This is a genomic window from Klebsiella sp. WP4-W18-ESBL-05 (genome assembly GCF_014169075.1).
GTDB classification, from domain to species: Bacteria; Pseudomonadota; Gammaproteobacteria; order Enterobacterales; family Enterobacteriaceae; genus Kluyvera; species Kluyvera ascorbata_B.
The window spans coordinates 4,778,684-4,801,709 of sequence record NZ_AP022057.1; the positions used below are offsets into that span (position 1 = coordinate 4,778,684).

General features: G+C 56.1%; 22 protein-coding genes. 8 read left to right on the forward strand and 14 right to left on the reverse strand.

The features are described 5' to 3' along the window. Position 1 precedes the first annotated feature (1 nt). The 11 genes from rffA to trxA all read right to left on the reverse strand — a co-directional run bounded on the left by rffA (position 2) and on the right by trxA (position 10,528). Positions 2-1,132, reverse strand: a complete 1,131-nt coding sequence (rffA, locus tag H7R58_RS22765) for a dTDP-4-amino-4,6-dideoxygalactose transaminase (RefSeq protein ID WP_182929696.1) — start codon at positions 1,130-1,132, stop codon at positions 2-4. A 4-nt stretch (positions 1,133-1,136) separates the two neighbouring features. After that, on the reverse strand, positions 1,137-1,811 hold the full coding sequence (gene rffC, locus H7R58_RS22770) for a dTDP-4-amino-4,6-dideoxy-D-galactose acyltransferase (protein ID WP_182929697.1): 675 nt from the start codon (positions 1,809-1,811) through the stop codon (positions 1,137-1,139). Beyond that, the gene (gene rfbA, locus H7R58_RS22775) at positions 1,789-2,670 is read right to left on the reverse strand and encodes a glucose-1-phosphate thymidylyltransferase RfbA (RefSeq protein WP_106929825.1); all 882 of its coding nucleotides are present in this window, start codon (positions 2,668-2,670) and stop codon (positions 1,789-1,791) included. Before rfbA ends, rffC begins: the two co-directional genes overlap by 23 nt. A gap of 21 nt (positions 2,671-2,691) precedes the next feature. After that, a complete protein-coding gene (rffG, locus tag H7R58_RS22780; RefSeq protein ID WP_182929698.1) occupies positions 2,692-3,759 on the reverse strand; it encodes a dTDP-glucose 4,6-dehydratase in 1,068 nt (355 codons plus the stop codon). After that, entirely contained in the window at positions 3,756-5,018 is a 1,263-nt protein-coding gene (gene wecC, locus H7R58_RS22785) for a UDP-N-acetyl-D-mannosamine dehydrogenase (RefSeq protein WP_106929821.1), read from the reverse strand. The genes rffG and wecC overlap by 4 nt, the downstream gene beginning before the upstream one ends. Beyond that, positions 5,015-6,145 carry a non-hydrolyzing UDP-N-acetylglucosamine 2-epimerase gene (gene wecB, locus H7R58_RS22790; protein ID WP_106929819.1) on the reverse strand — a complete coding sequence of 377 codons (1,131 nt, stop codon included), beginning with the start codon at positions 6,143-6,145 and terminating at the stop codon, positions 5,015-5,017. Before wecB ends, wecC begins: the two co-directional genes overlap by 4 nt. A gap of 59 nt (positions 6,146-6,204) precedes the next feature. Further along, complete coding sequence (wzzE, locus tag H7R58_RS22795) at positions 6,205-7,248, reverse strand: ECA polysaccharide chain length modulation protein (RefSeq protein WP_182929699.1); 1,044 nt, start codon at positions 7,246-7,248, stop codon at positions 6,205-6,207. Positions 7,249-7,261: 13 nt separating this feature from the next. Further along, complete coding sequence (gene wecA, locus H7R58_RS22800) at positions 7,262-8,365, reverse strand: UDP-N-acetylglucosamine--undecaprenyl-phosphate N-acetylglucosaminephosphotransferase (protein ID WP_106929815.1); 1,104 nt, start codon at positions 8,363-8,365, stop codon at positions 7,262-7,264. Positions 8,366-8,606: 241 nt separating this feature from the next. After that, the gene (rho, locus tag H7R58_RS22805) at positions 8,607-9,866 is read right to left on the reverse strand and encodes a transcription termination factor Rho (RefSeq protein ID WP_035895778.1); all 1,260 of its coding nucleotides are present in this window, start codon (positions 9,864-9,866) and stop codon (positions 8,607-8,609) included. A gap of 86 nt (positions 9,867-9,952) precedes the next feature. Further along, the gene (locus tag H7R58_RS22810; RefSeq protein WP_106929928.1) at positions 9,953-10,036 is read right to left on the reverse strand and encodes a rho operon leader peptide; all 84 of its coding nucleotides are present in this window, start codon (positions 10,034-10,036) and stop codon (positions 9,953-9,955) included. A gap of 162 nt (positions 10,037-10,198) precedes the next feature. Then, positions 10,199-10,528 carry a thioredoxin TrxA gene (gene trxA, locus H7R58_RS22815; protein WP_106929813.1) on the reverse strand — a complete coding sequence of 110 codons (330 nt, stop codon included), beginning with the start codon at positions 10,526-10,528 and terminating at the stop codon, positions 10,199-10,201. Positions 10,529-10,671: 143 nt separating this feature from the next. Between trxA and rhlB the strand changes: the two genes are divergently transcribed. Both rhlB and gppA read left to right on the forward strand, forming a co-directional pair. Then, complete coding sequence (gene rhlB / locus H7R58_RS22820) at positions 10,672-11,937, forward strand: ATP-dependent RNA helicase RhlB (protein ID WP_106929811.1); 1,266 nt, start codon at positions 10,672-10,674, stop codon at positions 11,935-11,937. Between the two features lie 9 nt (positions 11,938-11,946). Continuing rightward, positions 11,947-13,431, forward strand: a complete 1,485-nt coding sequence (gene gppA / locus H7R58_RS22825) for a guanosine-5'-triphosphate,3'-diphosphate diphosphatase (protein ID WP_182929700.1) — start codon at positions 11,947-11,949, stop codon at positions 13,429-13,431. 40 nt (positions 13,432-13,471) lie between these two features. Here the strand turns inward: gppA and rep are convergent, their stop codons facing one another. Further along, a complete protein-coding gene (gene rep / locus H7R58_RS22830) occupies positions 13,472-15,496 on the reverse strand; it encodes a DNA helicase Rep (protein WP_106929807.1) in 2,025 nt (674 codons plus the stop codon). 115 nt (positions 15,497-15,611) lie between these two features. On the opposite strand from rep, the gene ppiC (H7R58_RS22835) reads away from it, so the two are divergent. Both ppiC (H7R58_RS22835) and ppiC (H7R58_RS22840) read left to right on the forward strand, forming a co-directional pair. Beyond that, positions 15,612-15,893, forward strand: coding sequence for a peptidylprolyl isomerase PpiC (gene ppiC / locus H7R58_RS22835; protein WP_106929805.1), 282 nt, complete (start codon positions 15,612-15,614; stop codon positions 15,891-15,893). A 49-nt stretch (positions 15,894-15,942) separates the two neighbouring features. Then, entirely contained in the window at positions 15,943-16,224 is a 282-nt protein-coding gene (ppiC, locus tag H7R58_RS22840; protein ID WP_001140251.1) for a peptidylprolyl isomerase PpiC, read from the forward strand. A gap of 119 nt (positions 16,225-16,343) precedes the next feature. Here ppiC (H7R58_RS22840) and ilvC read toward each other — a convergent pair whose 3' ends face one another. Next, complete coding sequence (ilvC, locus tag H7R58_RS22845) at positions 16,344-17,819, reverse strand: ketol-acid reductoisomerase (RefSeq protein ID WP_071696996.1); 1,476 nt, start codon at positions 17,817-17,819, stop codon at positions 16,344-16,346. Positions 17,820-17,971: 152 nt separating this feature from the next. On the opposite strand from ilvC, the gene ilvY reads away from it, so the two are divergent. Further along, complete coding sequence (gene ilvY, locus H7R58_RS22850) at positions 17,972-18,880, forward strand: HTH-type transcriptional activator IlvY (RefSeq protein WP_106929801.1); 909 nt, start codon at positions 17,972-17,974, stop codon at positions 18,878-18,880. Positions 18,881-18,883: 3 nt separating this feature from the next. On the opposite strand, the gene H7R58_RS22855 is transcribed toward ilvY, so the two are convergent. Then, on the reverse strand, positions 18,884-19,585 hold the full coding sequence (locus tag H7R58_RS22855; protein WP_182929701.1) for a DUF2461 domain-containing protein: 702 nt from the start codon (positions 19,583-19,585) through the stop codon (positions 18,884-18,886). A gap of 182 nt (positions 19,586-19,767) precedes the next feature. Here H7R58_RS22855 and H7R58_RS22860 point away from each other — a divergent pair, with 182 nt between their 5' ends. From H7R58_RS22860 to fabV, 3 genes are all read left to right on the forward strand, one after another. After that, the gene (locus H7R58_RS22860) at positions 19,768-20,772 is read left to right on the forward strand and encodes a dihydroxyacetone kinase subunit DhaK (protein WP_106929797.1); all 1,005 of its coding nucleotides are present in this window, start codon (positions 19,768-19,770) and stop codon (positions 20,770-20,772) included. A 1-nt stretch (position 20,773) separates the two neighbouring features. Beyond that, complete coding sequence (gene dhaL / locus H7R58_RS22865) at positions 20,774-21,403, forward strand: dihydroxyacetone kinase subunit DhaL (RefSeq protein WP_182929702.1); 630 nt, start codon at positions 20,774-20,776, stop codon at positions 21,401-21,403. A 347-nt stretch (positions 21,404-21,750) separates the two neighbouring features. Continuing rightward, positions 21,751-22,944 carry an enoyl-ACP reductase FabV gene (gene fabV / locus H7R58_RS22870; protein ID WP_106929793.1) on the forward strand — a complete coding sequence of 398 codons (1,194 nt, stop codon included), beginning with the start codon at positions 21,751-21,753 and terminating at the stop codon, positions 22,942-22,944. Positions 22,945-23,026 lie beyond the last annotated feature (82 nt).

Genomic DNA, 23,026 nt, shown 5'->3' on the forward strand with positions numbered 1-23,026 from the left:
ATCAGGCGAAATAGCTCAGTAGCGTATTGATAACCGTGCGCTGATCGACCGGCGACAGGTTGTAGAACAGCGGTAAGCGTAGTAACCGCTCACTTTCTTTCGTGGTGTAGCGATCTTCGCCGTGGAACTCACCGAATTTCTCGCCCGCCGGGCAGGAGTGCAGCGGAATGTAGTGGAACACTGCCAGAATCTCCGCCTCCTTCAGCCAGTTAATCAGCGCACCGCGATCTTCAACATCGCGCAGCTTGATGTAAAACATGTGCGCGTTATGGCCACACTCCTGCGGCACAACCGGCAGGTCAATACGCCCGGCGTGTGCCAGCGGCAGCAGCGCGTCGTAGTAGCTCTGCCAAAGGGAGAGACGCTGTTTGTTGATACGGTCTGCGGCTTCCAGCTGCGCCCACAGATAGGCGGCCTGCAAGTCAGACATCAGATAGCTGGAACCGATATCGCGCCAGGTGTATTTGTCCACCAGCCCACGGAAAAACTGGCTACGGTTAGTGCCCTTCTCACGAATGATTTCCGCCCGTTCAACCAGTGCGCGATCGTTAATCAGCGTCGCGCCGCCTTCACCGCCCGCGGTGTAGTTTTTGGTTTCGTGGAAGCTAAAGCAGCCAATATGGCCAATGGAACCCAGCGCGCGACCTTTGTAGGTCGACATCACGCCCTGCGCGGCATCTTCAACGACGAACAGATTGTACTTCTTCGCCAGCGCCATGATGGTGTCCATTTCACAGGCCACGCCCGCGTAGTGCACCGGCACAATGGCGCGCGTTTTGTCGGTGATCGCCGCTTCAATCAGCGTCTCATCGATGTTCATCGTCTCTTTATGCACATCCACGAACACAATCTTCGCCCCGCGCAGCACGAAGGCGTTGGCGGTAGAGACGAAGGTGTAGCTCGGCATAATCACTTCATCGCCCGGTTGGATATCCAGCAGGATTGCTGCCATCTCCAGCGACGCAGTGCAGGACGGCGTCAGCAGGACTTTGGCGCTACCGAAGCGCTGCTCCATCCACTGCTGGCAGCGGCGGGTAAAGCCGCCATCGCCGCACAGTTTGCCGCTGCCCATCGCGGATTGCATGTAATCGAGTTCAGTACCCACAACCGGTGGGGCGTTAAATGGAATCATGGTGTCACCTGTATAGCCAGTACGCGGTGCTAACCACGTTAGCGCCGCTGTGAATATAGCGTTGAAGTGCTGCGGTATTGCCGGCCTGCGTGGCCACCCGAAGCGTCGTCAGGCCGCGAGTATACGCCCAGCGTATTGCGGCCTGCATCAATTCTGCGCCCGCGCCGCGCCCGGCCAGCAGGCCGATTCTCGCGTCGCAGGCGTTTAATTCTCGTAGGGAAACGAAGGCGCGGATAGCACCCTGTTCATCGCGAAACACCAGGCACTGATTATCAAAGGTGCCTTTGACCGCATTTTCTATCCACTGCGCGTAGAAACGGCCGCTGGCGTCGGCGGCGTACCACGGCGCACGAAAGCGGCTTAACGCAAACGCCTGTGCCGCCAGCGCCCGTAATTCCGGGATATCCGACTCGCTGGCCACCTGCGCCTGCGGGCAGGTCACCGGCGTGACGGGCAGCGCCAAATCGACTTCACCTTCCACCAGTTGAAAGCCCAGCGCCTGCAGCGCATCCAGCTGCGCCACCTGGTGCGCGGCAATTTTGGCCTGCACGCGCGACCAGCCCGCCAGCCGTTCGGCGGTCAGCGACGGCGCGTCATCGGCAAAGCGAACAATGGCGCTGTTCACGCCGAAAAACTGATTTTCCCACACAAGGGGGTCAATATTGGCGCGGACGGGCACGGAGCAGCTCCAGCAGGTATTGGCCATAACCGGTTTTCGCCAGCCCGGCGGCGGCGCGTTTTACGCCTTCATCGTCGAGCCAGCCGTTGCGCCAGGCGATCTCTTCCAGACAGGCAATTTTAAAACCCTGCCGCTTTTCGACCGTCTGTACGAACATACTCGCTTCAATCAGGCTGTCGTGCGTGCCGGTATCCAGCCAGGCAAAACCACGGCCCAGCAGTTCCACGGTCAGCTTGCCGTCATCCAGATACATCTGGTTAATCGAGGTGATCTCGAGTTCACCGCGCTCAGAAGGCTTCACGCGTTTGGCGTACTCCACCACGTTGCTATCGTAGAAATAGAGCCCGGTCACCGCCCAGTTTGATTTCGGCTGCTTCGGTTTCTCTTCCAGCGACAGTGCCTGAAAGTTATCGTCAAACTCCACCACGCCAAAACGTTCCGGGTCCATGACCTGGTAGCCAAACACCGTCGCGCCTTCGCTGCGCGCTGCCACGTTACGCAGCTTCGGACTGAAGCCCTGGCCGAAAAAGATATTATCGCCAAGCACCAGGCAAGACGGCTCGCCGTTCAGGAAGGTTTCGCCAATGATAAACGCCTGCGCCAGACCGTCGGGGCTTGGTTGTTCAGCATACTGTAACGAAATGCCAAACTCGCTCCCGTCGCCCAGCAGGCGCTGGAAGTAGCTCTTATCTTCCGGCGTGGTGATGATCAGAATCTCACGAATACCCGCCAGCATCAGCACCGACAGCGGATAGTAAATCATGGGCTTATCGTAAATCGGCAGCAGCTGTTTCGACACGCCGCGGGTGATCGGATGCAGGCGCGTGCCTGAGCCGCCGGCAAGAATAATGCCTTTCATTGCTTGTCCTCCTTGGGGAGATTAGCCCTTCAGACCTAAACGCTCGCCCTGGTAGCTGCCATCCAGTACCTGCTGCCACCAGCTTTCATTAGCGAGATACCACTGCACCGTTTTACGCATGCCGCTTTCAAACGTCTCTTCCGGCATCCAGCCCAGTTCGCGGGCGATTTTCGCCGCATCGATGGCGTAGCGTAAATCGTGGCCGGGACGATCGGCGACAAAGGTAATCAGGTCATGGTAATGCGCAATATCCTGCGGCTTGTTCGGCACCAGCTCTTCCAGCAGCGTGCAGATGGTCTCGACCACCTCAATATTTTTACGCTCGTTGTGACCGCCGATATTGTAGGTTTCACCGATGCCGCCTTCGGTGGCGACAAGGTAAAGCGCGCGCGCGTGATCGTCGACGTACAGCCAGTCGCGAATCTGCTGTCCGTTGCCGTACACCGGCAGCGGCTTGCCGGCCAGCGCATTAAGAATCGTCAGCGGGATCAGTTTTTCCGGGAAGTGATACGGGCCGTAGTTATTTGAGCAGTTGGTAATCAGCGTCGGCAGGCCGTAGGTACGCAGCCAGGCGCGCACCAGATGGTCACTGCTGGCTTTTGATGCGGAGTAAGGGCTGCTAGGCGCATACGGCGTGGTTTCGGTAAAGAAATCATCCGTTGAATGCAGATCGCCATACACTTCATCGGTGGAAATATGGTGGAAACGGAACGCCGACTTGCCCGCGTCATCCAACGTCGACCACCAGCCACGTGCGGCTTCCAGCAGCGTGTAGGTGCCGACAATATTGGTTTCAATAAACGCCGCCGGGCCATCGATAGACCGATCGACGTGGCTCTCCGCCGCCAGGTGCATCACGACGTCCGGGCGGTAGTGCGCAAAAATACGGTCCAGCGCCGGACGATCGCAGATATCAACCTGTTCAAAGGCAAAGCGCGCATCCTGCGCCACCGGTGCCAGCGAGGCCAGATTGCCAGCATAGGTGAGCTTATCCACCACCACCACGCTGTCCGACGTCTGGCTAATGATATGGCGAACGACTGCGGAGCCAATAAAGCCCGCGCCGCCGGTAACCAGAATCCGTTTCAACGCCAGACTCCTTTCGTATCAACGATGTACTGCTGGGTAATCGCTTCGCTACCGATCGCTTTAAACTGGGTATGGTCAACCAGCATGACGATCACGTCGGCGCTGGCCAGCGCGCGCTCTAGCGATACCAGCGAGCACAGTCCCTCGAGCTTTTTCGGCAGCTGATGAATATTCGGCTCCACCACCAGCGTTTCGCCGCTGTGCCACTGGGCGATCAGCTCGGCGATCTCCATGGCCGGGCTCTCGCGCAGGTCGTCAATATTGGGTTTAAAGGCCAGCCCGAAGCAGGCAATTTTCAATTCGCTGGCGCGTTTGTCGCTGGCGGCCAGGCAGTCGGCGACGTTGGCTTTGACCTTGTCGATAACCCAAAACGGCTTGTGATCGTTCACTTCGCGCGCGGTGCGGATCAGGCGCGCCTGGTCCGGGTTCTGCGCCACGATAAACCAGGGGTCGACGGCGATACAGTGGCCGCCCACGCCCGGGCCCGGCTGGAGGATATTGACGCGCGGGTGGCGGTTAGCAAGGCGAATCAATTCCCAGACGTTAATCCCCTGATCGGCGCAAATCAGCGACAGTTCGTTAGCAAAGGCGATGTTAACGTCGCGGAAGCTGTTTTCCGTCAGTTTGCACATCTCGGCGGTGCGGGCGTTGGTCACCACGCATTCACCTTCAAGGAAAATGTTATACAACTCGCTGGCGCGCGCGGAACACACCGGCGTCATCCCGCCGATCACGCGGTCATTTTTAATCAGTTCGACCATCACCTGACCCGGCAGCACGCGCTCCGGACAATAGGCGATGTTGATATCCGCCTGCTCGCCCACCTGCTGTGGGAAAGTCAGGTCAGGGCGCATGTCAGCCAGCCAACCGGCCATCTGCTCGGTTGCGCCTACCGGAGAGGTCGACTCGAGAATAACCAGCGCCCCTTTTTTCAGCACCGGCGCAATGGAGCGCGCGGCGGCCTCCACGTAAACCATATCCGGCTCGTGGTCGCCTTTAAACGGCGTCGGCACGGCAATCAGGTAAGCATCGGCGGCTTCTGGTACGGTGGTCGCACGCAAATATCCGTCGGCCACCGCCGTTTTAACGACCCTGTCTAGATCGGGTTCGACAATATGAATTTCACCGCGGTTGATGGTGTCCACCGCGTGCTGATTAATGTCTACGCCCACCACCTGTTTTTGCCGCGAGGCAAAGGCTGCCGCAGTAGGGAGGCCGATATAGCCCAGACCGATCACCGAGAGGATTGAAAAACTCATAGCGTTACCTGATTATTTTTTAATGCAGCTAAAATACGTTCGCATGCCCGGCCATCCCCGTAGGGGTTATGGGCCCGGCTCATCCTTTGATATTCTTCATCATCGCGCAGCAGGCGCGTGACTTCGTCCACAATGCGTTGGCTATCCGTGCCCACCAGGCGCACCGTACCGGCATCAATCGCCTCCGGCCGTTCGGTGGTTTCGCGCATTACCAGTACCGGCTTGCCCAACGACGGGGCTTCCTCCTGAATACCGCCAGAGTCGGTCAGAATGAGCCAGGCGTGATTCATCAGCCAGACGAACGGCAGATAGTCCTGCGGTTCGATCAGTATCACATTATCAATATGGCCCAGAATGCGGTTCACCGGTTCACTGACGTTCGGGTTCAGGTGTACCGGATAAACAATCTGCACGTCCGGGTTCGACGCCGCGACTTCAGCCAGCGCGTGACAGATTTGTTCAAAGCCCTGGCCAAAGCTTTCGCGGCGATGGCCGGTAACCAGAATCATCTTTTTGCCATTGTTCAGGAACGGGTAGCGCTGTTCGAGATCGGCGCGCAGCGCCTCGTCGCCCATCACCCGATCGCGCACCCAGAACAGGGCATCAATCACCGTATTGCCGGTGACGAAAATACGCGTGTCCGACAGATTCTCTCGCAGCAGGTTCTGGCGCGAGTTTTCAGTTGGCGCAAAGTGATACATCGCCAGATGCCCGGTAAGCGTACGGTTGGCTTCTTCCGGCCACGGCGAGTAAAGATCGCCGGTGCGCAGGCCCGCTTCCACATGACCAACGGGAATACGCTGATAAAAGGCCGCCAGGCTAGCGGCGGCCGTGGTCGTCGTGTCACCGTGCACTAACACGACGTCCGGCTTAAAGGATTCCAGAACCGGCTTTAACCCCTGCAGAATACGACAGGTTATTTCGGTCAAACCCTGTCCTGGACTCATGATGTTGAGGTCATAGTCCGGAACGATGGAGAAGAGGTGTAGCACCTGATCAAGCATTTCCCTATGCTGTGCGGTGACGCATACTTTTGCCTCAAAATGAGGATCCTTTGCTAGCGCATGGACCAGAGGCGCCATTTTGATCGCCTCCGGACGTGTGCCAAATACAGTCAGAACTTTCACATCGATTCTCTTCTATAGATGAACCAGGCCCATCGCCCTTCATCATTGATGGGTATTTACTACGTGCGACGACGCGCCAATGCCACCCCGGCACCCACCAATGCGCCGACGATGCCCCACATGACCATCAGGAATACGCGCCGCGGACTGGTACGTTTCACCGGCTCCTCAGGCGTACGCAAATACCGGTAAGTCTGGAAACTTTTCGACAGCGTCGGCCCTACGTTGAGGGTCGTCAGCATTGCCCGGCCCTGATCGTAATCGAGGTCAAACGTCGGCCCCACGGCCTGCAGGTTTTCCAGACGCGCCTGCAGCATTGGACGACCCAGTAAAGAGAGCTCGGAATCCGGTAACTCATCGGCCGGAACGTCCGTCACGCTGCGGTTAATATTGTGCTGCTGCGCAATTTTCAGCGCCGCTTCAATGCTATGCAGACGGCGGTTGAAAATCGCCTGGGCGACCTCTTCCTGACGCTTCACCTGCGCTTTCACTTGAATCGTTCTCGCAGCCCAGGCGCCGTTGAGTTCATCATTCAGATGCCCTGCTGCACGTTCGCTGGCAAACGCGATGTACTGGCGCAGCAGGTTATTGGCATCTGCGGCGGTTTCCGCCGTCAGCTTAATGCTGTCGCTCACGCTCTTTTGTGCATCGCCGGGAGTAAACTGAATATCGTTAATCAGGTCATCCAGCTGCGCCGCATCGGCGCGGGAATTCCCCACCATCCGCTGTTTGTAATAGTCGGTCTGCGACCAGAAGTCACGGCGGGTGTCCCAGGAGGCCAGCTGCATGATGAACTCTTTGTAGACTTCATCCATCACCGAAGGCGGCGTCGCGGTCGTCGGGTTGACCTTCGCGTCCAGATTGCGCAGGAACTGCTGCTGAGAATAGTAGCCACCCAGCATATTGACCGTTGGCCGATCGGTGATCGCCGTGGTGCTCCATTCCTGCCGGGCAAAAAAGGTATAAATCAGCACCACGGCGGCAAACAGCACCGCAAGGCCGACAATCCAATGTTTCCCCGACCACAACGCGCGAAACAGGCCACGAATATCCAGTTCATTCTCCGCACTTGCTGACTGTGCTTCCGGTAATGGTTGCGTCATTACTACCCCAGTTTTACTTGGTTAATTTTGGATTTTTTTCACTGTTCCGGCGCATTCTGCGCTTCACGCGTTTAATAAAGCGCGCCACTTTCCAGGCTCGCTTGATGCAGTAGCCATAAAGACCGAAAGCCATCAGGAACAGTATCAGCATGGCCCATTCTGGCACAACGCGCGTGTATTCGGCGGCCACGCCGATACCCGCAAGCAGCGCAGCGGCAAGCGTGATCAGGACCAGAGCCTGACGAGAGGTAAAGCCTGCACGCATGATCAGATGGTGGATGTGCTGACGGTCAGCCGAGAACGGGCTCATGCCTTTACGCAGTCGGCGGTACATGATGGCGACCATATCCATTAGCGGGATCGCCACAATCCACAGCGCAGTCACCGGGCTAATCGGGTGATGCGTACCCTGGGTAGTTTCCAGCAGGATCCAGATGACCGTGAAGCCGATCAGCGTACTGCCGGCATCGCCCATAAACACTTTATAGCGACGCCCCAGTACGCCCAGGTTCAGCATGATATAAGGCAGAATGGCGGCAATCATCGCGAAACACCACATCGCCAGGCTCGTCTGCCCATCAAACCACAGAATAAGACCAATTGCGCCAAAGCTGACGCTCGACAGGCCGCCAAGCAGCCCGTCGATACCGTCAACCATGTTGAATGCATTGATGATGGCCCACACCGCAAACAGCGTCAGGAAGAAGCCAAACGGGCCGAGCACCAGCTCCCATGAGCCAAAGATGTAGCCCAGGCTGCGCAAATAGAGGCCGCCAGCGGTCATCATGATGATGCCAATCAGCGCCTGGATGGTGGCGCGAATTTTGACACTGATATCGTAGCGGTCGTCTAGCGCCCCCACCAGTACCAGCACGCCAGCACAGGCGAGATACAGTGAGGCGTGAGGTATATAGTAATTGGCAATCGCAAAAGTTAAGCAGATCCCGGCATACACAGAGATGCCGCCCACAAGCGGGATAATCCCCTGGTGACGTTTACGAAAATTAGGTCTATCCACCAAACCGATCTTTTTTGCCACCCGACGGGCGAAAAAAAGAAACACGGTGGTGAACAAAAAGATACTGAGCAAGTCAGTACCGACGGTCAGTAAACTCACAATTTATACTCGCTGCGAATATTAGTAGCGAAAGTATACCCACGATAGCAACTCATCAGAAGAGCAAGGCTGACGAATATTGGGGAAACTCGCCTGATTTATAACCGATTTTGCGAACTAGCTATTATTGTAGCCGTAAACCGCAATTGTCCGTGAAAAAAAAGCGTAGCCCTATCGGCGAAACTCCTAAAAACAAAAACGCCACACAATTGTGTGGCGTTTGTCGGCAAAAAACCGAATCTTACGAGCGTTTCATCATATCGAAGAAATCGTCGTTGGTTTTGGTCATTGCCAGTTTGTTGATGAGGAACTCCATCGCATCGATCTCGCCCATTGGATGGATGATTTTGCGCAGGATCCACATTTTCTGCAGCTCTTCAGGCGTGGTGAGCAGCTCTTCTTTACGGGTACCAGAACGGTTGTAGTCGATAGCCGGGAAGACGCGTTTTTCCGCAATCTTACGAGAGAGGTGCAGTTCCATGTTGCCGGTACCTTTAAACTCTTCATAGATAACTTCATCCATTTTAGAGCCGGTATCGATCAGCGCCGTCGCGATGATGGTCAGGCTGCCGCCCTCTTCCACGTTACGTGCCGCACCGAAGAAACGTTTCGGACGGTGCAGGGCGTTGGCGTCCACACCACCGGTCAGGACTTTACCTGAAGCCGGAACGACGGTGTTGTACGCACGTGCCAGACGGGTGATGGAGTCGAGCAGAATGATAACGTCTTTCTTGTGTTCAACCAGACGTTTCGCTTTCTCGATAACCATTTCCGCAACCTGAACGTGGCGAGATGCGGGTTCGTCGAAGGTAGAAGCGACAACTTCACCTTTCACCAGACGCTGCATCTCGGTCACTTCTTCCGGACGTTCGTCAATCAGCAGCACCATCAGCACGCAGTCTGGGTGGTTGTAAGCGATGCTCTGCGCGATGTTCTGCAGCAGCATGGTTTTACCGGCTTTCGGCGGTGCCACGATCAGACCACGCTGGCCGCGACCGATCGGCGAGGCCAGATCCAGTACGCGAGCGGTTAAGTCTTCGGTAGAACCGTTGCCGCGCTCCATACGCAGACGAGAGTTTGCGTGCAGCGGGGTTAAGTTCTCGAACAGGATCTTGTTGCGCGAGTTTTCCGGCTTGTCGTAGTTAACTTCATTAACTTTCAACAGCGCAAAGTAACGCTCACCCTCTTTCGGAGGACGAATCTTACCAGAGATGGTGTCACCAGTGCGGAGGTTGAAACGACGGATTTGGCTGGGGGAAACGTAGATATCATCAGGGCCGGCGAGGTAGGAGCTGTCTGCGGAGCGGAGGAAACCAAATCCATCCTGCAGTATCTCCAGCACACCGTCGCCAAAGATATCTTCGCCACTCTTCGCGTGCTGCTTCAGGATGGCAAAAATAATGTCCTGCTTGCGCATACGAGCCTGGTTTTCCAGCCCCATATTTTCGCCGAGAGTGATCAGCTCAGAAACCGGCGTATTCTTTAATTCGGTAAGATTCATAATGGTGTGGGTTCTTAAACTCGGGGTAAATCTCGAACTTAATTTGTGAATGGTATGGCAGGGTCATCCGTGCCTGTTTACGGCCATCAACTCATGTCTGTTCGCTGCCTGGTCACAGGAAAGTACGCAGAACTGAAACGACAAGACGGAAAGAGTGACAAGCCTGGAATTTTTCAACCTCTGAACGTGGCTAAACGCGACGGGAGGTTTGGGTCAAACAAGATTCAAACAAGGTATGTTTAAAACGAAGTCAAACTTAACTTAGCACGACTAAAGCCGGGCGTCCAGAGTTCTGCTTAAATTAAGAACACGGGACGCCCGAGGAGAATAACTTACGCCAGGTTGGCGTCGAGGAACTCTTTCAGCTGGCCTTTAGACAGCGCGCCAACTTTGGTTGCAGCCACTTCGCCATTCTTGAACAGCAGCAGCGTAGGGATACCGCGGATGCCATACTTCGGTGCAGTGCCCGGGTTCTGATCGATGTTCAGTTTCGCAACGGTCAGTTTACCCTGATACTCCGTAGCGATTTCATCCAGAATCGGGGCGATCATTTTGCACGGACCGCACCACTCTGCCCAGAAATCGACGAGTGTCAGCCCGTCAGCCTTGAGTACGTCCGTGTCAAAACTGTCGTCAGTCAGGTGAATAATTTTATCGCTCATATTTAACTCCACAGGAATAAGCCTGGTGTGTTGGTGTAGCATTAACCAACGAGGTGTTGATGTTGACTTCGCCAACAAAGGTTGACGTTATTTCACCGGATACGCTTTCTTAATGCAATAGTAAGCTGATATTCTACCACACTATGAGCAAAACACATTTAACTGAACAGAAGTTTTCCGACTTCGCCCTGCACCCTAAAGTGGTTGAAGCCCTTGAAACCAAAGGGTTTTATAATTGCACGCCCATTCAGGCGCTGGCTTTGCCGCTGACGCTTGCTGGACGTGATGTGGCTGGACAGGCGCAAACCGGTACCGGAAAAACGATGGCGTTCCTGACGTCAACGTTTCATTATCTTCTTTCTCACCCGGCAGTTGCTGACCGCCAGGTGAATCAACCGCGCGCCTTAATTATGGCGCCAACCCGTGAGCTGGCGGTACAGATTCACGCTGATGCCGAGCCGCTGGCTCAGGCAACCGGCCTGAAACTGGGCCTGGCCTACGGCGGTGACGGCTATGACAAACAGCTGAAAGTGCTGGAAAGCGGCGTCGATATTCTTATCGGCACCACCGGTCGTCTGATTGATTATGCAAAACAGAACCACATCAACCTGGGCGCGATTCAGGTGGTGGTGCTGGACGAAGCCGATCGCATGTACGATCTCGGCTTTATTAAAGACATTCGTTGGCTATTCCGCCGCATGCCGCCGGCTACCCAACGCCTGAATATGCTGTTCTCTGCCACCCTGTCCTATCGCGTACGTGAACTGGCGTTCGAGCAAATGAACAACGCCGAATACGTGGAAGTCGAACCAGAGCAGAAAACGGGTCACCGTATTAAAGAAGAGCTGTTCTACCCTTCCAACGAAGAGAAAATGCGTTTACTGCAAACGCTGCTGGAAGAAGAGTGGCCTGACCGCGCGATCATCTTCGCCAACACCAAGCACCGCTGTGAAGACATCTGGGGCCACCTGGCAGCCGATGGTCACCGCGTTGGTCTGCTGACCGGTGACGTTGCACAGAAAAAACGCCTGCGTATTCTCGAAGAATTCACCCGTGGCGATCTCGATATTCTGGTCGCAACCGACGTCGCAGCGCGTGGTCTGCACATCCCAGCCGTAACGCACGTCTTTAACTACGACCTGCCGGATGATTGCGAAGATTACGTTCACCGTATCGGCCGTACCGGTCGCGCGGGCGCTAGCGGTCACTCGATCAGCCTCGCATGTGAAGAGTATGCGCTGAACCTGCCGGCCATTGAAGCCTACACCGGTCATTCTATTCCGGTCAGTAAGTACAATCCGGATGCGCTGTTAACCGAACTGCCGAAGCCGCTGCGTCTGACGCGCGTTCGTCAGGGTAACGGCCCGCGTCGTTCAGGCGCGCCACGTAATCGTCGTCGTTCAGGTTAAAGAAACGCTATGCTCACTTCCACCTCGCTATATGCAGCTATCGATCTCGGTTCCAATAGTTTTCATATGCTGATTGTGCGCGAGGTGGCGGGAAGCATCCAGACGCTCACCCGCATCAAGCGTAAAGTGCGTCTGGCCGCCGGGCTGAGCCAGGATAACATCCTGTCGACGGAAGCCATGGAGCGGGGCTGGCAGTGCCTGCGCCTGTTCGCCGAACGGCTACAGGATATTCCCCCGACGCAAATCCGCATCGTCGCAACCGCAACGCTGCGTCTGGCCGTTAATGCCGATGTCTTCATTGCCAAAGCGCAGGACATTCTCGGTTGCCCGGTGCAGGTTATCCGCGGCGAAGAAGAAGCGCGCCTGATTTATCAGGGCGTGGCGCACACCACCGGCGGCGACGATCGTCGTTTAGTGGTCGATATCGGCGGTGCCAGCACCGAACTGGTCACCGGCACCGGCGCGCAAACCACCTCGCTGTTCAGCCTGTCGATGGGCTGCGTGACCTGGCTTGAGCGCTACTTCACCGACCGCAACCTCGCGCAGGAACATTTCGATGAAGCCGAACGCGCCGCCCGCGACGTGCTGAAACCGGTCGCCGATGAGCTGCGTCATCACGGCTGGAAGGTCTGCGTTGGTGCCTCCGGTACGGTTCAGGCATTACAAGAAATTATGATGGCGCAGGGAATGGATGAACGCATCACCCTCGCTAAGCTGCAGCAGCTGAAACAGCGCGCGATTCAATGCGGCCGTCTGGAAGAGCTGGAAATTGAAGGGCTGACGCTGGAGCGGGCGCTGGTTTTCCCAAGCGGGCTAGCCATCCTTATTGCCATTTTCACCGAACTGAATATCCAGTGCATGACGCTAGCCGGCGGCGCACTGCGCGAAGGGCTGGTCTACGGCATGCTGCATCTGGCGGTCGATGAAGATATCCGCAGCCGCACGCTGCGCAATATTCAGCGCCGTTTTATGGTTGATATTGAACAGGCCAGCCGTGTGGAACATCTGGCAGCGAATTTTGCCGATCAGGTCGCTAAAAGCTGGGAACTGGAGCCGCTGAGCCGCGAACTTCTGCTCAGCGCCTGTGCGTTGCACGAGATTGGCCTCAGCGTCGATTTCAAACAAGCGCCGCAGCACGCCGCCTATCTGGTGCGTAACCTCGATCTGCCGGGCTTCACGCCTGCACAGAAAAAGCTGCTTGCGACGCTGCTGCTTAACCAGACCAGCGCCGTCAACCTGCCGTCGCTGCACCAGCAGAACGCCGTACCGCCGCGCGTAGCCGAGCACCTCTGTCGTCTGCTGCGCCTGGCGATTCTGTTTGCCAGCCGTCGCCGCGACGACCTTCTGCCAGACATTACGCTTACCGCCGACGGCGACAATCTGACGGTCACCCTGCCGGATGGCTGGCTGGACGCGCACCCGCTCGGGCGTGAGATGGTGGAACAAGAGCGCCAGTGGCAAAGCTATATCCACTGGCCGCTGGAAGTACGCTAAAGTTCATCGCATTGCCGGATGGCACTGACGCTTATCCGGCCTACGATTTCGCTTTCTTTGCCGCCATCATGGCTTTCAGGTTTGCCAGATGGCTCTGCCCTTTCTGCATCCGCTCTTCGGCGGTAATGACCTTCCGCTCCTGCTCCCAAATGACATCATCCTGCGGCAGTTCCAGCAGGAAACGGCTCGGCTCCGGACGCACCAGCTCACCATACTGACGGCGCTCTTTGCACAGGGTAAAAATCAGCTCTTTCTGCGCGCGGGTAATGCCCACATAGGCCAGGCGACGCTCTTCGTCGACGTTATCTTCATCGATGCTGCTCTGGTGCGGCAACAGCCCCTCCTCCATGCCAACCAGGAAGACATAAGGAAACTCCAGCCCTTTTGAGGCGTGCAGGGTCATTAGCTGTACCTGGTCCAGCTCTTCCTCACTTTCACCGCGCTCCATCATATCGCGCAGGGTAAAGCGGGTAACCACCTGCGTGAGGGTCATCGGCTCTTCCAGCTCGCTGCCTTCGAGCATCTCCGTCATCCAGCTGAACAGCGTGTTGACGTTTTTCATACGCATTTCGGCGGCTTTCGGGCTAGGCGAGGTTTCAAACAACCAGGATTCGTAATCAATGCCGTGAATAAGATCGCGTACGGCGGCAATCGGCTCACGCTCTGCCAGGCGCTGAATTTCCCCCAGCCACTGGGTAAAGCGGGTCAGCGATTCATAGCCACGCCCGCTGAGCGTCTGACTCAGCCCCATATCGAAGCTGGCGGTAAACAGGCTTTTGTTACGGGTCATCGCCCATTCGCCGAGCTTTTGCAGCGTCGCGGGGCCGATCTCGCGTTTCGGCGTGTTGACGATACGCAGGAACGCGCTGTCGTCATCCGGGTTGCTCAGCACGCGCAGATAAGCCAGCAGATCTTTAATTTCCGGGCGCGAGAAAAACGACGTGCCGCCGGAAATTTTGTACGGGATGCGGTTCTGCATCAGGAATTTTTCAAACACCCGCGACTGGTGGTTGCCACGGTAAAGGATGGCGTAATCCTTATACTGCGTTTTGTTCACAAAGTGGTGGGCGATCAGCTCACCGGTGACGCGCTCCGCCTCGTGCTCTTCATGATTAGCGCTCAGTACCTTCAGCTCCGGTCCGTAGCCCAGTTCGGAGAACAGACGCTTTTCAAACACGTGTGGGTTGTTCGCGATCAGAATGTTGGCCGCCTTCAGAATACGCCCGGACGAACGGTAGTTCTGCTCCAGCTTGATGACCCGCAGCGCCGGGAAATCCTGGCTCAACAGCACCAGGTTCTGCGGACGCGCGCCGCGCCACGAGTAGATAGACTGATCGTCATCACCCACCACGGTAAAACGGGCGCGCTGCCCCACCAGCAGTTTCACCAGCTCATACTGGCTGGTGTTAGTGTCCTGGTACTCATCCACCAGCAGGTAGCGAATTTTGTTTTGCCAGCGCTCGCGCACTTCTTCATTGCGCTGCAATAGCAGCGTCGGCAGCAGGATCAGATCGTCAAAGTCCAGCACGTTGCACGCCTTCATATGCGCATCGTACAGGCTATAGCAGTGGGCAAAGATACGATCGCGCTCGCCTTTCGCACTGGCCGCCGCCTGCGCTGGCGTCATCAGATCGTTTTTCCAGTTGGAGATCGTCGAGATCAGCTGCTGAAACACCACCTTGTCATCTTCGATCAGCCCTTCGGTCAGCTCTTTGAGCAGCGCGGTCTGGTCAGTATCGTCAAACAGCGAGAAGTTCGACTTCATTCCCAACGCGGCATATTCACGCTTGATGATATCCAGCCCCAGGGTGTGGAACGTGGAAATCATCAGCCCACGCGCTTCTTTGCGCCCCAGCGTTTGCGCTACGCGCTCTTTCATCTCGCGCGCGGCCTTATTGGTAAAGGTCACCGCGGCAATGTGCCGCGCCTGATAGCCACAGGCGTGGATCAGATGGGCGATTTTATTGGTGATAACGCGAGTTTTACCGGAACCCGCCCCCGCCAGCACCAGGCAAGGTCCGGTGACGAATTCGACGGCTTGTTGTTGTCCGGGGTTCAAACGCATAAAGGGATTGCTCAATCTGTAAACACGGGGGTGTGGATTGTAGCAGAAAGTCAGGCGGAGATTTACCCGCCAGATGGTAAAGTATTGGATAGCCCCCCACGACGAGATAGAGCCCATGACAAAGAGCGCGGCAGCCCTGCATATCCTGGTAAAAGAAGAAAAACTGGCTCTGGAGATCCTGAGCAAACTGGATCGTGGTATCAGCTTCGATCATCTGGCGAAACGCTACTCTCGCTGCCCTTCCGGGCGCAACGGCGGCGATCTGGGTGAATTTAAACAGGGGATGATGGTGGGACCATTTGATGCCGCCGTTTTCAGCTGTCCGCTGCTGAAACCCTACGGACCGGTCAAGACCAAATTTGGCTACCACATCATCAAAGTGCTGTATCGCCGATAAGCCATGCTAAAATCGCCAGCCTCATTGATCCCCTTTTGAAGGCACAATCATGGCGAAAACAGCAGCAGCACTGCATATCCTCGTTAAAGAAGAGAAACTGGCCCTGGATCTGCTGGAGCAGATTAAAAACGGCGCAGACTTCGGCAAGCTGGCGAAAAAGCATTCCATCTGCCCATCAGGCAAACGCGGCGGTGATTTAGGTGAATTCCGTCAGGGCCAGATGGTTCCGGCGTTCGATAAAGTCGTCTTCTCCTGCCCGGTGCTGGAGCCGACCGGCCCGCTGCATACCCAGTTCGGTTATCACATCATTAAGGTGCTGTACCGTAACTAATAAAAAATCCCGGAGCGTTCAGGCGCCGGGATTTTTTTGCCGGATGGCGGCTACGCCTTACCCGGCCTACATCTGCTGTGCGTAGGTCGGGTAAGCGCAAGCGCCACCCGACATCCTATTTAGCCAGCAACGGCAATGCGTTTCATATCGGTCATGTAACCGCGCAGTTTCTTACCAACCTGCTCGATAGCGTGGCTGCGAATCGCTTCGTTCACGTCGCGCAGTTGCGCGTTGTCTACCGCACCTTCGGCAATCGCTTTGCCCAGATCGCCGGTCTGCAGGGTGGTCATGAACTCTTTCAGCAGCGGTACGCAAGCGTAAGAGAACAGGTAGTTGCCGTATTCTGCGGTATCGGAGATAACCACGTTCATTTCGTACAGACGCTTACGGGCGATGGTATTCGCGATCAGCGGCAATTCATGCAGTGATTCGTAGTAAGCAGATTCTTCGATGATGCCGGAATCAACCATGGTTTCGAACGCCAACTCAACGCCCGCTTTCACCATCGCAATCATCAGAACGCCTTTATCGAAGTACTCCTGCTCACCGATTTTACCTTCAAACTGCGGGGCGGTTTCGAACGCGGTTTTACCGGTCTCTTCACGCCAGGTCAGCAGTTTCTTATCGTCGTTAGCCCAGTCAGCCATCATGCCGGAAGAGAATTCGCCGGAAATGATGTCGTCCATGTGTTTCTGGAACAGCGGCGCCATAATCTCTTTCAGCTGTTCGGACAGCGCATAAGCACGCAGTTTCGCCGGGTTAGACAGACGGTCCATCATCAGGGTGATGCCGCCCTGCTTCAGCGCTTCGGTGATGGTTTCCCAGCCGAACTGAATCAGTTTTTCAGCATATGCCGGGTCAGTACCTTCTTCCACCAGCTTATCGAAGCACAGCAGAGAACCTGCCTGCAGCATACCGCACAGGATAGTCTGCTCGCCCATCAGGTCAGATTTCACTTCTGCCACGAAGGAGGATTCCAGTACACCCGCACGGTGACCGCCGGTAGCTGCGGCCCACGCTTTGGCGATAGCCATGCCTTCGCCTTTCGGATCGTTTTCCGGGTGAACGGCGATCAGGGTTGGAACGCCGAAACCACGTTTGTATTCTTCACGCACTTCAGTACCCGGACACTTCGGCGCCACCATCACAACGGTGATGTCTTTACGGATCTGCTCGCCGACTTCCACGATGTTGAAGCCGTGGGAGTAACCCAGCGCCGCGCCGTCTTTCATCAGCGGCTGTACGGAACGTACTACGTCAGAGTGCTGCTTGTCCGGGGTCAGGTTAACCACCAGGTCAGCCTGCGGGATCAGATCTTCGTAGGTGCCCACTTTGAAGCCGTTTTCAGTCGCTTTACGCCAGGAAGCACGCTTCTCAGCAATGGCTTCTTTACGCAGAGCGTAGGAGATATCCAGACCGGAGTCACGCATGTTCAGGCCCTGGTTCAGACCCTGTGCGCCACAGCCGACGATGACCACTTTTTTACCCTGAAGGTAGCTTGCGCCATCGGCGAATTCGTCGCGACCCATAAAGCGACATTTGCCCAGCTGCGCCAGCTGCTGGCGCAGGTTCAGTGTATTAAAGTAGTTAGCCATGGTGGTACCTCGTGATGTTGTACTGTCTTATTGTTCGGTTCGCGTTTCAGCGAGAATGTACCCACATTACAACAGGAAATTTATTGCGGAAATTGATATATTCACAACGTCACATTGCAATTTCTGCAACGTTAAAAGAGGGAGTAGAATTCGTGGATTTACGCGATCTGAAAATGTTCCTGCATCTGGCGGATAGCCGCCACTTTGGCCGCAGCGCGCGGGCGATGCACGTCAGCCCCTCCACGCTCTCCCGACAAATTCAGCGCCTGGAAGAAGACCTCGGTCAGCCGCTGTTTGTACGCGATAACCGTACGGTCACGCTGACCGAAGCGGGCGAAGAGCTGCGCGTATTCGCCCAGCAGACGCTGCTGCAATACCAGCAGCTGCGCCACACGCTTGACCAACAAGGGCCGTCGCTGTCGGGTGAATTACATATTTTCTGTTCGGTGACCGCCGCGTACAGCCATCTGCCGCCAATCCTCGACCGCTTCCGCGCCGAACATCCGTCGGTGGAAATCAAGCTCACCACCGGCGACGCCGCCGATGCGATGGACAAAGTGGTCACCGGCGAGGCCGATCTGGCGATTGCCGGTAAGCCCGAGACGCTGCCCGGCGCGGTAGCGTTTTCCATGTTAGAGAATCTGGCGGTCGTCCTGATTGCCCCGGCGCTGCCTTGCCCGGTGCGTAATCAGGTTTCCGTCGAGAAACCCGACTGGTCGACGGTACCGTTTATCATGGCCGATCAGGGGCCGGTACGCCGCCGCATTGAGCTGTGGTTCCGCCGTCATAAAATCAGCAACCCATCGATTTACGCTACGGTGGGCGGCCACGAGGCGATGGTTTCAATGGTGGCGCTGGGCTGCGGCGTGGCGCTACTGCCGGAAGTGGTGCTGGAAAACAGCCCGGAGCCGGTACGTAACCGCGTGATGATTTTAGAGCGCAGCGACGAGAAAACTCCGTTCGAGCTGGGCGTCTGCGCGCCGAAAAAGCGGCTGCATGAACCGCTGATCGATGCGTTCTGGAAGATCGTCCTCGAGAGAAAAATCGACGACGGAAAGTGATGACTACAGGTCTTCCGGGTCAATCTGTTTCATCGTTTCCACCGTCATCAGCCACTGGTACAGCGGCTCCAGCTGGCGAAAGCCGTCGGCTAACTGCGTGACCAGATCGGCGTGGAACAGTTTTTCCACGTCGGTATCCGTCGCCATTGCAGCAAAGGATTTGCGGTGATACCAGTCGGAAATCGTCAGGTCGAGGCCCTTAGCCCGCAGCCGTTTGTAACTTTCACCCACCAGCTCAAACGGCGCGCCGCAGCACTCGGCCACCGACAAAAACTGCTGCGGACGTTGTTGCAGCGTATGACGGAACAGATCCATGGTCGGCCTGCTGGCGCTGTAGTAGCCCAGCCCATAGCGCAAGGTATCTGGACTGATTTCAAAAAAGTATGCTGGCGCATCGGTCCAGTTTTTCGCCGAACGTTTGAAAGTGAGCCACATCCGGCTGCGGTACAGCGATTTATCGTGCGAGAAACGCGTGTCACGATGAATGCGCGACAGCGTTTTGCCAATCGCCGACCGCGTCTCAAGCTGCGGGTCTATCTCCAGCATCGTCGGCGCTAAATCGTCCACCAGCGCGCGAAAAGGCGTGAGAATGCTGCGATCGTAGATAAATCGGTGCTCTTCAAACCATGTTTTATCGTTCTCTATTCGCACCTGCTGAAGAAAATCGAGCCCTTCTTGTGCAAATCCCTGAAAGCGTCCCGCCATCTGCCTGCCTCGCTGAATAGTGTCATCACTCGCTTCATAACTATCGCCAATTCCCGCTAAGCGCAACCTGAAATAATGCCCCTTCGTCGGGAGATTAATTGGTATCAAAGGTGCCAGGGGAAAACGAGCGTCGCAGGTAAAATCGTCTGTAAAGAAACAGTACCTTACGAGAGGGAGTAACAATGCAGAAACCCAAAAAGCTGTTCAACAACACCGATAATATCCGCAGCGAAATCATGCAGGGGCTCGTATATGCGGGGATGGGGAAACTCCACCCTCTGGCGGAATACTGCGCGGTCTATCGAACGGTAGAATCAGCGGCGCAGACCGTTATCGTCAGCGGCGGTGGCAGCGGCCATGAACCCACCTTCGCCGGGTTTGTCGGTGAAGGCGGGATCGACGCCTGCGCGCTCGGCGAGGTTTTCACCTCTCCCTCTCCCGACCAGATTATTGAGGCCAGCCGCGCCGTTCATCAGGGCAACGGCGTGCTGTTTCTTTACGGGAACTACTCCGGCGACGGCATGAATTTTGATATCGCCACCGAGATCCTCGCGGAAGAAGGCATTGAATGCCGTACCGTTCGCGCCACCGATGATATTGCCTCTGCACCGCCAGAAAGAATGTCTGACCGTCGTGGCGTCGGCGGGCTGGCATTTTTATACAAGCTGGCGGGGGCGGCAGCACAGTTTGAGCATTACACGCTGCCCGCGCTGGAAGCGCTGGCGCGGAAAGCCAACCACAATACGCGTACCCTCGGCGTGGCGCTCAGCGGCTGCGCTTTACCGCAGTCCGACACCTTTAATTTTAGCCTGGCAGAAAATGAGATCGAACTGGGAATTGGTATACACGGCGAGCCCGGGCTGTGCCGCATTCCTCTGCCGCAGACCGATGAACTGGTGGAGATGATGATCGCACGACTGGGCGATGACCTGCCGTTTGATCGGGGCGATAAGGTCTGCGTCAGCATCAATAATCTGGGGGCGCTGAGCAACACCGAGCTGATGGTGGTAGCCCGTAAAGTCGGTATGGCGTTGGCAGAACGTGACATCACCACCTATGACGTGCAGGTGGGACATTTCTGTACCTCGCTGGAGATGTCTGGCTTCTCACTCAGCCTGCTGCGGCTAGATGCGGAAATGCAGCGTCTGTATGACTACCCCATTAATACGCTCGGCTGGAGAAAATAAGATGAATGTAACGCAATTCACCGCTTGCCTACGGTATGTCTGTGAGGGAATGATCGCCAGTGAACCACGCCTGACCGCGCTCGATCAGGTCATTGGCGATGGCGACCACGGTATTGGCATCAAGCGCGGCTTTACCGCGCTACACGCTTTACTCACATCCGCCGATTTTGCACCCGCCGATATCGGCGACTGTCTTTTGCATAGCGGGACGCGGCTGATGACCAGCATGGGCGGCGCTTCCGGGGCCATTTTCGGCACCCTCTTCCGCACTGGAGGAAAAGGGATGATGGGCCAGACTGACTTTGATGCTGCCGCGCTGGCCGAGTGGCTGGCGATAGGCATGCAGGCCATCCACCAACGCGGCGGCGCAAAGCCCGGTGATAAAACGATGGTCGATGCACTGGCCGCAGCGTCTGAGCGAGCCAACGCTGACGTTGCGCTACCGTTGTCTGAATCGCTATCCCACTGCGCACAGGCGGCTATGGTGGGATCGGAAAAAACCGCGGCCATGGTTGCCCGCTTCGGACGGGCAAAGAATCTGGGCGAGCGGGCCATCGGGCACTGCGATCCCGGCGCCGTCTCCATGGCGCTGATCCTGCGGTTTATGGCCGAATTTGCCCAGCGGGGCTAACTGATTATCGCCATCATTCAACGGGGTGCATGTTCGTACATGCATCCCGTTGCGCCATTGGACACAGCGCCGGACGGCGAAAATCAGTGGTAGATTCAGTATTGACGCTCCTTTTCTGTATAATGCCCCGTGCCATAATAGATAAGCGGAATTTGCATGACTGAGAATGCCCGGCGGATCAGCCGGTTCCGTGGCCGATGTTTGTCAGACCTCCTCCTCATTGAGTTTTAAGGTGCTGAAAACAGAGGTGCAGTGGGGGGCTTGTTAACCATTATGTTAAGCAAGCCAGAACAGACGGTGTCATTGCGCACTTGACAGCGAAAATACAAACTTAATTAGCCATCATTATGATAATCAAACCAAAAATTCGTGGATTCATCTGTACAACGACCCATCCGACTGGCTGCAAAGTCAATGTGGAAAAACAGATCGATTATGTGAAGAAAAACGGGAAAATCGCTAACGGCCCTTCCCGCGTGCTGGTCATCGGTGCTTCCACCGGTTATGGCCTGGCGTCCAGAATTTCCGCCGCGTTTGGCAGCGGTGCCGCCACTATCGGCGTATTTTTCGAAAAACCAGGCACGGAAACCAAACCGGGTTCCGCGGGCTGGTATAACTCTGCAGCCTTCGATGAGGCAGCAAAACGTGAAGGCCTGTATGCCAAGAGCATCAACGGCGACGCGTTCTCTGATGAATGCCGCGATGAAGTCATCAAACTGATCAAAGAAGACCTGGGTCAGATTGACCTGGTGGTTTACTCACTGGCTTCCCCGGTGCGTAAAATGCCGAAAACCGGTGAAATCGTCCGTTCTGCGCTGAAGCCAATCGGTGAGGTTTACACCTCTAAAGCGATCGATACCAACAAAGATCAGATCATCACCGCCAGCATTGAGCCGGCAACCGAAGAAGAAGTGCAGAACACCGTCACCGTTATGGGCGGCGAAGACTGGGAACTGTGGATGGGCGCGCTGAGCGAAGCCGGTGTGCTGGCTGACGGCGTGAAAACCGTAGCCTACTCCTACATCGGTACCGACCTGACCTGGCCAATCTACTGGCACGGCGCGCTGGGCAAAGCAAAAGAAGACCTCGATCGCGCCGCGGGCGAACTGCGTAACCAGCTGGCTCCGCTGCACGGTTCCGCGAACGTTGCCGTACTGAAGTCCGTTATCACTCAGGCGTCTTCCGCCATTCCGGTAATGCCGTTGTACATCTCCATGGTCTTCAAACTGATGAAAGCACAGGGGATTCATGAAGGCTGTATCGAGCAGATCAACCGTCTGATGACCACCAGCCTGTATGGCGACAAAGTGGCGCTTGATGACAACCAGCGTATCCGTATGGATGACTGGGAACTGCGCGAAGACATTCAGCAGGCATGTCGCGACCTGTGGCCGCTGATCACCACCGAAAACCTGGCGCAAGAAACTGACTATGCAGGGTACAAGCAGGAATTCCTGAACCTGTTCGGTTTTGGCCTCGACGAAGTGGATTACGATGCTGACGTGAATACCGAAGTCGAATTCGACGTCATCACGCTGTAGTTCACTGATGCCGGGTGGTGGCTACGCCTTACCCGGCCTACACATTGAAATTTGTAGGCCTGATAAGCGAAGCGCCATCAGG